Origin of the sequence: Saccharothrix sp., assembly GCF_031180885.1 — a bacterium.
Taxonomy (GTDB): domain Bacteria; phylum Actinomycetota; class Actinomycetes; order Mycobacteriales; family Pseudonocardiaceae; genus Actinosynnema.
On the sequence record NZ_JAPSLK010000004.1, the window covers coordinates 156,477 to 168,076 of the forward strand.

Below are 11,600 nucleotides of genomic sequence, written 5' to 3' on the forward strand. Positions count from 1 at the left end.
CGTGCCGCTCGACCCCCAGGCGGCGCGGCTGCGCGCCCGCCGCGTCGCCGACGCCGTGCCGCCGCTGTACACGCTGACCGTCGAGCAGGCCCGCGCCGCCGACCTGGCCGCCGTCCGGGCGGGCGCGGGCGCGGGCGAGCCGGTGCGGCACGTGGTGGACCGCCACGTCCCCGGACCGGGCGGCGACCTGCCGGTGCGCGTCTACCGGCCGACCGACGACACCGGTCCGCTGCCGACGCTGGTGTACCTGTTCGGCGGTGGGTGGGCGTTGGGCAGCGTCGAGACGTCCGACGGGATCTGCCGGTCGCTGGCCAACGCCGTGCCGTGCCAGGTGATCACCGTGGGCTACCGGCTCGCGCCCGAGCACCGGTTCCCGGCGGCCGTGCACGACAGCTACGCGGCCGTGGCGTGGCTCGCCGAGCACGCCGACGAGTTCGGGCTCGACCCCGGGCGGTTGGCCGTGGCCGGTGACAGCGCGGGCGGCAACCTCGCGGCGGCCGTGACGCTGCTGGCCCGCGAGCGGGGCGGCCCGTCGCTGGCCGCGCAGGTGCTCGTGTACCCCAACACCGACTACCGCGCGGACACGCAGTCGTTGCGCGACAGCGACGATCCGGCGTTGTTCAACCGGCACTCGGTGGCGTGGTACTGGTCGCACTACCTGGCCGACCCGGCCGACGGGCTCGACCCGCTGGCGTCGCCGTTGCGCGCCGACGACCTGTCGGGGCTGCCGCCGGCGCTGGTCGTGACCGCCGAGCACGACCCGTTGCGCGACGAGGGCGAGGAGTACGCGCGCAGGCTGGCGTCGTCGGGCGTGGACGTCGTCTCGACCCGCTACCCCGGCATGGCGCACGGGTTCTTCGCGATGACCGACGTCCTCGACGCGGCCCGCCGGGCGCACGCCGAGGTCGCCGCCTACCTGCGGGCGCGGTTCACGCCCTGACCGTGCGGAGCCGCCGCGCGTCCTCGACGTCCCGGCAGCCCGCCAGGCGCAGCGCGGTCTCGAACTCCTGCCGGATGACGTCGAGCACCGCGGTGACGCCCCGCCGCCCGGCCACCGCGAGGCCCCACAGCACCGGGCGGCCGAGCAGGACCGCGTCCGCGCCCAGCGCCAGCGCCCGCAGGACGTCGACCCCGGTGCGCACCCCGCTGTCCAGCAGCACCCGGCATCGGCCGCCCACGGCGTCCACCACGTCGGGCAGGGCGTCGACGGAGGGCACCGCGCCGTCGAGCTGGCGCCCGCCGTGGTTGGAGACCACGAGACCGTCCACACCGGACTCGGCGGCCTGGCGGGCGTCCTCGGGGTCCAGGATTCCCTTCAGCACCAGCGGCAGTCGTGTGCGCTCCCTGATCCAGTCGAGGTCGCGCCAGGTCAGGGAGGGGTCGAAGACGGCACTGGTGTGCCGGGCCACCGCTGAATCGCCGGCTCGGCGTTCACCGACGTCACCGCCGATGTTGACCGGCCGCACGCCGGGCGGCAGCGCGAACCCGTTTCGCAGGTCCCGGACGCGCCGCCCCATCACCGGCACGTCGACGGTGAGGACGACGGCGCGACACCCGACCCCCTCGGCCCGCCGCAGCAGGTCCGCGACGACCTGGCGGTCCTTGAGCCAGTACAGCTGGAGCCAGTGCGCGCCACCGGCCGCCGCCACGTCCTCGATCCGCTCGGCGCCGAGCATGCCCAGCACGTTCGGCACCCCCGCCGCCGCGGCCGCCCGCGCCACACCGCTCTCCCCGTCCGGGTGGACCAGGCGCTGGTACGCCATCGGCGCGATCGCCAGCGGCAGCGACGACCACGCGCCGAACAGGTCGCGGCCCGTGTCGCACCCGGACACGTCCACCAGCGACCTGGGCACCACGGACACCCTGTCGAACGCGGCGCGGTTGGCGGCGAGCGTGACCTCGTCGCCCGCTCCGCCGGAGACGAAGTCCCGGACATCGGGGGCCAGGCGTTCGGCCGCCAGGCGCTCGGCGTCGGCCACCGAGTGGATCGCCGGTGCGGTCATGAGGTCGTGTGGCGGCGGGCGCGGTCGACGTACGCGTCCGCGCAGCCCAGGTAGAGGAGGTCACCTGGGCGCGCGGCGTCGATCCGCGCCACCTCGGCGGTGAGCGCCTCCACCTGGGGCGCCACGGGGCTGCCGATCTCACGCGCGCCCAACGCGACGGCGGCGGGATCGATCCGCTCGACGGCTGCGTGCCACCGCGCCTCGTCGGCGGTCAGGTCGGCGGCCGGGGCTCCGGTCCGGACGGGGGCGAGCAGTCCACTGTCGCTGTTCATAGGTCCTCACGCGGGTCGGGGTGTGCTGCGGGCGGGCGGCGCGATGACGCGGGCGGCGGCCAGCACCGCCCACGCCATCGCGTCCACATCACCGAGGATGACGGAATCCACCGCGCACGGACGCCCGCCGCCGTCATCCAGTGGACGGATTAGGTCGGGATGCCGTAGCCGAACCGCGCCGGATGCGGGCGGCCGTGGGTGTCGACGACGCGGTAAGGGCGAGTGGTGACGGCCAGTCCGCCGGTTTCCAGTTCGTCGCGCGGGATGGTCAGGCGGCGGTAGCCGGTCAGCCAGTAGATGGCGCGTTCGACGACCCAGCGGTGGCGACCGAGCCGTTGGGACTGGCTGCTCGCTCCGGTGGACGCGGCGATCCTCGCGATCGTGTGGGGCGTGAAGGGCCGGTATCGCAGCCGCGTCGGCGGTGACCGGACGCGCCCGATCACGGCGTGGTGGATGGCCAGCGCAGTGATCACACTGGGGCTCGACGTGCTGGAAAGCGTCGTGTTCCGGCGCCGGGCCGGTTTCGAGGCGAGCACGCTGTGGTTCGACCTCGCAGTCGCGCCGCTCTACGTCGCAGCGCTCGCCATGGTGCTGGCCGCGACGTTCGACGCCGATCCCAGGGTGTTGACCAGCCGCCGGTTGCGTGCTCGCCGTCCGCAGGAGTGGGCACGGGTGCGGGCGGCGGTGCCGTTGTTGGCGGGCACGCTGGCAGCGTACTTCGCGACCACGTGGTGGGAGTTCCAACTGGTGGCCGGCGAGGGGATCGAGCCGGAGTTCTTCGCGCAGATGAGCCAGGTGATCGCGCTGCTGCTGGTTGCCCTGTGCATCGAAGTCGGCTTCTACCGCACCGCCGTGACCGATCCGACTCAGCGGCCCATGGCCGTCCTGGCGGTGTCGGTGTTGTGCGTCGGCGAGGTCATGGCGTTGTCGGCGCTGACGAAGAAGGGTGACGAGATCTACGGCTGGCACATGTACGGGTCGTTCATCGCGACCGTCGAGGCGTGCCTGGTCGCGTTCGCCACGCTGACCTGGGTGCTGATCATCCGCCGCCCGGCCGAGGCCGCCGTGGAGCCGGCACCAGCTCCCTTGGTGGCGGGGTCGGCACGCCCGGCCGGTCGCGCTCCGGTGGGCGAGGCGTCTCGGACCGTCGCCGTCGGGTGCGGCCTCGGCTTCGCGGCGGCGTTGCTCGTCTGGCGAACCTGCGGCGCAGGCGGTGACCGAACAAGCCGACTGGCGACGTGGTCAGTCCCGGCTACGCTCGACCGCAGGCCCACCGGTTCAACCGGACAACTGGTTCACGTGCCCGCTGAGGGACCGGCCCCCGGTAGGCGGAGCGCTGGCGGCGGCAAAAGGGGGCGAGCACGGCGTGGGTTGCGCCGAGCGGCATGACATGGAGATGGTCGAAGGGCAGTATTCGCCGCCGACGTAGGGACGCACCGCATGGAGGGTTTGCTCGTCGAGCCCCCGGACTCGGATCCGGGTGGCCGTGTCTTACCCAGCGACGTCACGCAGTGCCTCGACGGCGCCGGCAACTCCGCACACCTGGACGAACAGCTCGTCGGGTACATCCGCGAACGTGGCTTCGCCAACCCGGTCTGGGAGGCGTTCCGCACACGGCTTGTCGTGTACGGCCTCGGATTCGTTACACCGCTGATCGAGTCCGGTGCCATTTTCGCCTGGCGAGGGCCGCAGTCCGACGGATCCACCGGGGTAGGACGCGCAACTGGGCGACCCGGGTCGTTCACCGCCCGCCTCCGCCCGTCCGGAGGCCGTCATGGACGACGTGGCAACCCTGAACGTGCACGCCCACGCGGAGCGTGACGGGTGCCGCGCGGCCTACCAGTCGAAGACGGCAGACCGTCCAGATGAGGGCCGTCGGAGTCGAACAGCACGTAGGAACAGCCGGTGGCCTGGGCTGCTGGGATCTTCTCTGCACTGTGCAAGCCCGACACACCTGGTCGGTGTGGTGCAGATGCTGAAGGAGTCAGCGTCTCACGTCTTGGCGGTCCGGGTCTTTGGCAAGGCCGGCAGGCGCCTCGGGTCGCGGGCTTCGTTCTGCCGGTTCTCGTTCTGCGGCTGCTGCGAGCTGTTCAGCCAATGCCTTGAGGGCATGCCTCAGCTCGGTGGGGTGGTGGATGGTGAAGGGCCATTGCAGGGAGGCGAGGAGGTGGGCCATGCCGTCGAGGCGTTCGGCCCGTGCGCGCATGAGGACGCCCGTGGTGTCGGCGGTGAGGGTTGCCACCGAGCGGGGCAGTCGGCGGGCGATCTCGTCGACGGGGCCGTGGATGGTCACCTCGACTTGCCAGCGGTAGGGGACCTGCGCCAGGGCCGCGGTCAGGTGGGCGACGGCGTCGAAGTTCTCGGGGACGGTGAAGTCGCCGGCTTGGGGGGTGGCGGATTCGATGCGGTCGACGCGGAAGGTTCGCAGGGTGTTTCGGAGGTGGTCGTGGCCGACGAGGTACCACCGGCCGTTGTGGAAGACCACGCCGTAGGGGTCGACATCGCGTTCGGTGCTCTGCCGGCGCCACGACTGGTAGCCGATGTTGACCGTGGTGCGGCTGCGGGTGGCTTGGGCCAGGGCGAGCAGGATGCCGGTGCCTGGTGCCTGCCCGATCACAGTGTTGGCCGTGAAGGCGAGGGACTCGCGGATGGCGGCGAGCGGTTCGCGCAGCGCTTGCGGCAGCACCCGCTCGATCTTCGCCAGAGCGCCCGCGGTGGCCACCGTGGTGCCCATCCCGACACGTTCTGCGGCGACCAGGCCCAGGACAACGGCGAGTGCCTCGTCGTTGGTGAGGACCAGCGGTGGCATTCGGTAACCGCGGGCCAGTCGATAGCCGCCATAGCGGCCGCGTTCTGCCTCCACGGGGACACCGAGGTCGCGCAGGTGAGCGGTGTATCGGCGCACGGTGCGGACATCGGTGCCGAGGCGTTTGGCCAATTCGGCTCCGCTGAGCGTGGGGTGGGACTGGAGCAGCTCCAGCAGCGTCAAGACGCGGGTGAGGGGATGCGACACGGGTCACCCTACATTTCAGGGCCGATTCTGTCCTGTATTGAGTCTACGCTCCCGGCAGACACCACATCTCAGGGAGATCACATGGCTACGTTCGTACTGGTTCCTGGCGCCTGGCTCGGGGGGTGGGCGTGGGACGAGACCGCTCGCGCTCTGCAGGAGCGCGGCCACACCGCGATAGCGGTGACGCTGACCGGCCTGGCTGAGCGCGCCGCGCTGGGCGGTCCCCAGACGGATCTGGACACCCACGTTCGCGACATCACCGATCTTGTCGAAGGGCGGGCTCTGCGCGGCGTCACGTTGGTGGCCCACAGTTACGCGGCCGCTCCGGTCACCGTGGCCGCGGGACGTCTCGGTGACCGGCTGGAGCGCGTGGTCTACGTGGACAGCGCCCCGTTCGCGGAGGGGATGTGCATGCTCGACCTCATGCCGCCGCACGTCGCCGACCAGTTGCGTGAGCAGGTCACCGCCTTCGGGGACGGCTGGCGGCTCGCGATGCCGCCGATCGACGTTCTCGGCCTGTCCAGCAGCCTCGACGGGCTCGACGAGGCCCAGCGGGAACGACTGCTCGCGCATGCCACGCCTCAGCCGTTCGGCACCTACACCCAGCGCCTCGCCGAGGCTGTCGCCCCCGGACCCGGAGTGGACCGTGTCGTGATCGCCTGCCACGACTTCAAGGGCCTGCTCGACGCCGGGATTCCGATGCTGACCTACCTGAACGAGCCGCCGTGGCGACGCTTCGACCTGCCCACGGGGCACTGGCCGATGCTCTCGGCCCCTGCCGAACTCGCCGACGTTCTCGACGCGGCCGTCTCCTGAGCTGCCGAGCCGGCACAGCCATGCTGACCAAGAACGCGTACGCATGTCGCGAGCCAGCGCACAAGCTCTGGCGGGCGGGGTCAGGGAGGCCACAGCGGAGGCGGTGGTCCGGCGGGTCTTCGCCATCCAGGCCCAGGACACGACAGCGGCCGCCCTGGGCATCCGGATGGCGGCCCGGACCGCGGCGACCGAGTCGCGGTCGACGACGCCGAAGTGTCGCCGGCCCTGGGGTAGCCCGTGCCGGAGCCACCCCAGGGCCACAAGGAGATCAAGCCGACCACACCCGACAGGGCCACGCCCACACCGATCGCCCGCCGACCCCGCGGCCGAACCGCACCCTGACCGGTTGACGTCGTTCGTCCCCAAAAAGTTGTTGTGTGACAACGGTGTTCTCGACGCCTTCACCGACGGCCGACTGCTGACCCGGGAACAGGACACGGTCACGATCACCCACGAGGTGCTGCTGAAAGCGTGGCCCCGGTTGCGCGGCTGGATCGACGAGGACCGCGCCGGCCACCTCGTCCGGCAGCGCTTGGAGGACGACGCGGCCGGTTGGGACACCGCGCACCGCGATCCCGCGTTGCTCTACCGGGGAGTTCGTCTGGAGGCGATTCAGACCGTCACCTCCGGTACGACGGCGGTCGCGCAGGACTTCCGCGCGGCCTCGATCAGGCAGGCCACCCGGACCCGGCGCCGCCGCTGGGCGGATCGCGCTTCTGTGCGTACTCACCCTCACCGCGGGCACCGCCGCGGGTGACGCTTTCCGGCAACGCGGCCAAACCCGAGCTGCTGTCGAGCAACTCGTCGCCAGCGACCTGATCGGCAAAGCCCAGCGGCTGCGCAGCACGCCGGACGACCAGGAGGGCCACGCACTCGCCGCACAACTCGACGTCGTGGCATGGAACCTGCGGCAGAAGAACCCGTCGGCCGACAGCTCCGCCGCCCACACCGGCCTGGTCATCGACGCCGCCACCACACTGCCGCTGGCCGACGACCTGATCACGGACCCGCTGAACACGGCCATCACCGTGCTCCTGGGACCCGACAACGACACCCTGGCCGTGGCGGTCAACGGTCGTGAATCCGCGGTCCAGCTCTGGGCGGTCGGCGCTTTCCCTCCCCGGGCGCTCAGCGTTGCCCTGCGGCACGAGCCCCTGGTGACGTCGATGGCGTTCAGCCCGAGTGGTCGCGTGCTCGCGGTGGCTTTCACCGATGCCGTGACCCGCCTGTGGGACGTGTCGCACCCTGCCAGTCCCGTGCCGCTCGGAGTCGTTGACGACGACCGGGGCCTGTGCACTGTCTCCCACCTTCCTCCAGACCCGCCTTTGCCTCCGGCACCATGTGATCACTATGACGAGGTGGTGGCCTTCACCGACGACAACACGCTTGCCGTCGGACGCGTCGGTGACGGCCACGAGCGCACTCCGTCCGCTGGTCTGTGGGATGTGTCGAACCCGGTGAGACCTGAACCTCGCGCCACTCTCCGGTCTCCGGACGGCAAACCCGTGGGGACTCTCGCTGCGGACTCGCGACGCCGCCTCGTTCTCGCCGGTCGCGCACAGCGGTTCGGCCCGAAAGGCGAGGTGATCGATCCGGCCGTGGTGCAGCTGTGGACCGCAGCCGACCCGCGCGCACCAAGCCTGCTGGCACCGTTGCCGCTCTCGCTCGACCCCTACCTCCAGTCCGGGAACAAGATCAGGTTCAGCACCGGCGACTCGCTGGCGGCGATGACGAACCGCGAAGGCCGCGGCGTCATCGACCTGGTGGACTTGTCCCAGCCGGGCGAACCGCTGCGACGCGGGCACATCCCCACCACCACAGGGGTGATCAACTCCTATGGAGCCATCGATTACAGCCCCGACGGCCACGCGCTCGCCGTCGCCCACAACAACGACTGCTCGATCCGGCTGTGGGACGTCCGCCACCCAGGACTGCCGCGCAGCATCGGACAACCACTGACCGGGCACCGCACCAACATCATCTCGATCGACTACAGCGCAGACGGCGTGCTTCTCGTCAGCGCCGGCACCGCTGGAGCGAATCCGGTCGGCCTACCGGCCGTGAGCACGGTCCGGGTGTGGAACCTCGACCCGGACGAGAACGTTCGCCGGATCTGCGCCACCACCACGTCGATCACCCCGCAGCAATGGTGAGAACACGTCCCAGGGCTCGAGTACGCCCCACCGTGCCACAGATGATCACCAGGGTCCCGCCCGTGGTGGACGTGGCGTGCGCCGGCCTTCGCGCAAGACGCGGCGGGACGCGGCAGTGAGCCCGGTAGCCCTCGGTGTGGTTGAGGTCGGTGCGGGCCGACCGCAACCGCTCGCCTGCGCGAGGAACCGGGAGTCGGTGTCACTTCGGGAGGGTGCCGAGCCAGATTTCGAGTCGGCCCGAGACTTGCTGGGCCACCACCATCCGGCCGCCGAGCCGGCGCACCACGGCGGTGTGTCCGGGGTCGGGGAGCCTGGTCGGGTGTTCCAGGTCCGTTGGGCCGAGTCGCGCCACCCACGCGGCGGGCGGTTCGTCGGTGTCGTCCACCGTCCACGTGAGCAGGTCGTCCACCAGGCCGAGGCGTCCGATGTGCAGGCCCCGCAAGGGGATCTGGCGTCGGGTGTCGGTGTCGGGCGACCAGATCTCCAGACCCGGCGGACGCGCCGCGAGCACCGCGCCGGAGCCCAGGAACGAGCCGGACGGGAGCGTGCGCTCCATCCGCGTGCCCGGCGTGACGCGCAGGAACCGCGTGTGTGCCGATGTCTGGCACAGCAGGTCGAGGCCGTCCGGTGCGGCGGTGGCCTGGAGGCTGTGCACCTCGTCGGCGACCAGCAGTACGTGGTGTTCGGTGTCGGGCGTCGCGACCCGTACCGTCGTCGGCGCGTGTCCCGTGGCCAGCACCGCTCGCACCGGGTCGCCGTCCACCGGCACCGGCCACGCCGCCACCTCGTGGTGCACGGCCAGCACGATCTCGGTGTCGGCGAGCACCACGGCGGCGAGGTCGCCCAGCCGCGCGCCCGCCACCACCGGGCCGTCGGGTCCCGCCGCCGCGCCCGACACCGACGCCAGCGGCAGCGGCGGGCGGATCTCCCAGGAGTCGTCATCGGACACGACGACGTGCTCGACGCCGGCGCGGTCCGGGCGCGCGGCGAAGACGTGCACGCTGTCGCCGACCCGCGTCAGGTGCGGGCGGCCGGTCACCGGGACGGCGGTGAGCGGCACGTACCGCCACGCCACCGGGGTCACGGCCCCCACCTGTCGGACATCCGCCGGACCAGCCGGGTGTAGTGGTCCTTGCGCCCGGCCTCGATGAATGGCGCCGCCGACACGGCCATCCGCAGCAGCCGCTTGACCTGGTCGCGGGGCGAGAGCCCGAAGAAGCCCGAGGACAGGCGAACCGTCGCGCCGGGGCCGGCCGACCAGCGGTAGCCGCCCGTGGTGAACCGGAAGCCGCGGCCGGTGATCTTCTTGCGCAGCGTGTAGAGCCGGTCGAAGATGCCCGCGATCTTCTCCCGGTCGTCGGCCACCGGGACCGCCGGCGGCGCGGTGAGCCCGAAGTCGGCCACCAGGTAGGTCATCGTGTGATCGCGGTAGAACACACTGGCCGGCTGCCACGCGCCGGCCGCGATCGCCCGCCCGGCGTGGTCGTACAGCGAGCGCACCTCCAGCCTGCCCTGCACGAGCCACTGCTCCAGCCACGCCATCGCCTGCGCCGCCGCCGCGCCCTGGCCGCCGCCGGTGAGCGCGGACGTGTCGTCCACCTGGGAGGCTGGGGCCACGGCGGGGTTGTCCACCAGGGCCACCAACCTGGTGTAGCTGTCGGCGTTGTCCAGCGCGTCCGGCAGCGACAGCACGGCCATCAGCCGCTGCCACCGGTAAGCCTTGTCGCTGGTGATCAGCCCGGTCGCACCGTGCGAGCCCTCGTGGATGAGCACCAGCGCGCGTTCGGTGACATCCGGCTCGTTGAGGAACTTGGGGCCCAAGGTCATCCGGGCGGTGTTGCCCGACCCGTGGTTGCTGGCGAGGTAGTCGTCGCCCAGGCAGCTGTTGATGCAGCGGTGCCCGCCGGCCGTGGCGTCGTGCAACGGGATGGCGGGCAGCATGTTGCCCATGTGGGCTTCGATCTTGGCCAGCCCGCTGTCCACGGCGGCGGCGTTGGCCGGCCCGTGGAACAGGGCGGTCAGCGGGGCGACGGCCGGTGCGGCGTTGGGCGTGGCCAGGGCGTTGCGGGCGTTGGCCAGCAGCGCGACGGCGCGGGCGTGGGCGGTGTCGAAGGCGTTGGGCGAGGGCCCGCAGCTGATGTCCGGCGACGGCACGCACACCGGGGCGGTGGACTGCTGTCCCGCGACCAGGATCTCCACCCGTCGAGCGCTGCGGTAGTCCAGACCGCCGGGGGAGAGGTCGGGCTGGGGCGTCGGGTTGCCGGTGCCCGGCGAGCCGGCCGCCAACGGGCCGCTGACCGCCGCGATCCGGTCGTCCACCAGCGCGGCCCGGCCGGGGCCGCGCCGTTCCTCCTCGCTGGCCGTGCCCTTGAGCCGGACCGTGCTCATCGGCACGCCCGCGAACGCGGCGAACTTCGTGTCGTCCGGCGCGGTGACCGTGCTGGACTCGTAGTCGAAGTAGATGGACCGCTGGTCGGTTGCCGCCTTGGGCGACTTGCCGGTGACCCGGAAGTCGGCGGCCACCCGCTGCACCGGGGCGGCCTCCTTCGCTTCGCGTTCCTCGGGCGGGCAGTCACACGGCGTGGGCCCGCACCGCTGCACGACGAGACGGGCGACGGCACGGTTGCCGGCGGCGCTCTGGAGGCGCAGGAGCCCCGGGGGAGGCGTGGCCGTGGTGCGGTGGTGGCGGGGCGGTGCGGGCACTTCGGCGGACGACCGCCGGTAGACCGAGGAGACCACGCCGTACCACCTCCGAACGTCGGACCCAGTATGGGGTCGTGTCGCCCACACCGGACACGCCCGTCAGGGCACCACCCGCCGCCCGATCGGGCAATCCGGGCCGGGACCCGCCGGAACTGGGTTCCGGCGGAGCCGGCGTTCCGCCCCGCCTTTCGGTCGAGTTCGGGGGCCGGACGGTCACCCGGATGACGGTCCGTTGATCGCCTGGCCTTGAGGTGCGGGTGCGGTTGTCGCGGCTGGTGGTGGAGCCACGACGTGGTCCTGGTGCCGGCCGCTCAGGTCGTGATCGGGGTTCACCGGGTCGTTGTCCGGGCTCGGTGACCTGGTGGAGGTGCGGCTGGGGCCGGTGCGGGCGCTGGTGCCGTGCCACCCGGAGTTGCTGTGGCGGGTGTTGGCCGACGACCGGGTGTTCGAGGTCCGCAGCGTGGTTTCGACGCTGGCTTGTGCCGGCGTCACCGAGGACGGCGGCCAGGTCAAGCGCGCCCTGCGCCTGACCATCGGCGAGCGACGCCACGGCCGCCCTGCACTACGCCTCCGCGCTCGTGGGGATCGAACTGCCGACATCCGGCCATCGTGCCCGTAGCGGTGGCGATCGAGTGCCGGG

The 11,600-nt window shown here is 72.1% G+C and carries 12 protein-coding genes; 6 read left to right on the forward strand and 6 right to left on the reverse strand.

Annotated elements, in window-relative coordinates:
* The first annotated feature begins 1 nt into the window (after window position 1).
* Entirely contained in the window at window positions 2-940 is a 939-nt protein-coding gene (locus RIN75_RS08990) for an alpha/beta hydrolase (RefSeq protein WP_309111352.1), read from the forward strand.
* On the opposite strand, the gene RIN75_RS08995 is transcribed toward RIN75_RS08990, so the two are convergent.
* From RIN75_RS08995 to RIN75_RS44010, 3 genes are all read right to left on the reverse strand, one after another.
* Complete coding sequence (locus RIN75_RS08995) at window positions 930-2,003, reverse strand: alpha-hydroxy acid oxidase (RefSeq protein WP_309111353.1); 1,074 nt, start codon at window positions 2,001-2,003, stop codon at window positions 930-932. The two genes, RIN75_RS08990 and RIN75_RS08995, sit on opposite strands and share 11 nt — an antisense overlap.
* Window positions 2,000-2,275: a hypothetical protein gene (locus RIN75_RS09000; protein WP_309111354.1), complete on the reverse strand. Its 276-nt coding sequence runs from the start codon at window positions 2,273-2,275 to the stop codon at window positions 2,000-2,002. Before RIN75_RS09000 ends, RIN75_RS08995 begins: the two co-directional genes overlap by 4 nt.
* A 149-nt stretch (window positions 2,276-2,424) precedes the next feature.
* Window positions 2,425-2,748 carry a hypothetical protein gene (locus RIN75_RS44010; protein WP_375295931.1) on the reverse strand — a complete coding sequence of 108 codons (324 nt, stop codon included), beginning with the start codon at window positions 2,746-2,748 and terminating at the stop codon, window positions 2,425-2,427.
* On the opposite strand from RIN75_RS44010, the gene RIN75_RS09010 reads away from it, so the two are divergent.
* A complete protein-coding gene (locus RIN75_RS09010) occupies window positions 2,741-3,664 on the forward strand; it encodes a hypothetical protein (protein WP_309111355.1) in 924 nt (307 codons plus the stop codon). The two genes, RIN75_RS44010 and RIN75_RS09010, sit on opposite strands and share 8 nt — an antisense overlap.
* Window positions 3,665-4,259: 595 nt before the next feature.
* On the opposite strand, the gene RIN75_RS09015 is transcribed toward RIN75_RS09010, so the two are convergent.
* The gene (locus RIN75_RS09015; protein WP_309111356.1) at window positions 4,260-5,288 is read right to left on the reverse strand and encodes a transcriptional regulator; all 1,029 of its coding nucleotides are present in this window, start codon (window positions 5,286-5,288) and stop codon (window positions 4,260-4,262) included.
* A gap of 81 nt (window positions 5,289-5,369) precedes the next feature.
* Between RIN75_RS09015 and RIN75_RS09020 the strand changes: the two genes are divergently transcribed.
* The 3 genes from RIN75_RS09020 to RIN75_RS09030 all read left to right on the forward strand — a co-directional run bounded on the left by RIN75_RS09020 (window position 5,370) and on the right by RIN75_RS09030 (window position 8,257).
* Complete coding sequence (locus RIN75_RS09020; RefSeq protein ID WP_375295928.1) at window positions 5,370-6,104, forward strand: alpha/beta fold hydrolase; 735 nt, start codon at window positions 5,370-5,372, stop codon at window positions 6,102-6,104.
* Window positions 6,105-6,450: 346 nt separating this feature from the next.
* The gene (locus RIN75_RS09025; protein ID WP_309111358.1) at window positions 6,451-6,861 is read left to right on the forward strand and encodes a hypothetical protein; all 411 of its coding nucleotides are present in this window, start codon (window positions 6,451-6,453) and stop codon (window positions 6,859-6,861) included.
* A 271-nt stretch (window positions 6,862-7,132) separates the two neighbouring features.
* Window positions 7,133-8,257, forward strand: a complete 1,125-nt coding sequence (locus tag RIN75_RS09030; RefSeq protein ID WP_309111359.1) for a hypothetical protein — start codon at window positions 7,133-7,135, stop codon at window positions 8,255-8,257.
* Between the two features lie 199 nt (window positions 8,258-8,456).
* Here RIN75_RS09030 and RIN75_RS09035 read toward each other — a convergent pair whose 3' ends face one another.
* Both RIN75_RS09035 and RIN75_RS09040 read right to left on the reverse strand, forming a co-directional pair.
* A complete protein-coding gene (locus tag RIN75_RS09035) occupies window positions 8,457-9,341 on the reverse strand; it encodes a hypothetical protein (RefSeq protein ID WP_309111360.1) in 885 nt (294 codons plus the stop codon).
* On the reverse strand, window positions 9,338-10,996 hold the full coding sequence (locus tag RIN75_RS09040) for a hypothetical protein (RefSeq protein ID WP_309111361.1): 1,659 nt from the start codon (window positions 10,994-10,996) through the stop codon (window positions 9,338-9,340). Before RIN75_RS09040 ends, RIN75_RS09035 begins: the two co-directional genes overlap by 4 nt.
* Before the next feature lie 304 nt (window positions 10,997-11,300).
* Between RIN75_RS09040 and RIN75_RS09045 the strand changes: the two genes are divergently transcribed.
* On the forward strand, window positions 11,301-11,579 hold the full coding sequence (locus RIN75_RS09045) for a hypothetical protein (RefSeq protein ID WP_309111362.1): 279 nt from the start codon (window positions 11,301-11,303) through the stop codon (window positions 11,577-11,579).
* The last annotated feature ends 21 nt before the right edge of the window (window positions 11,580-11,600 follow it).

Bases quoted from the DNA above. Each gene is read 5' to 3' on its own strand.
- RIN75_RS08995 (WP_309111353.1), bottom strand. From the start codon at position 2,003: ATGACCGCACCGGCGATCCACTCGGTGGCCGACGCCGAGCGCCTGGCG.
- RIN75_RS09000 (WP_309111354.1), bottom strand. From the start codon at position 2,275: ATGAACAGCGACAGTGGACTGCTCGCCCCCGTCCGGACCGGAGCCCCG.
- RIN75_RS09020 (WP_375295928.1), top strand. From the start codon at position 5,370: ATGGCTACGTTCGTACTGGTTCCTGGCGCCTGGCTCGGGGGGTGGGCG.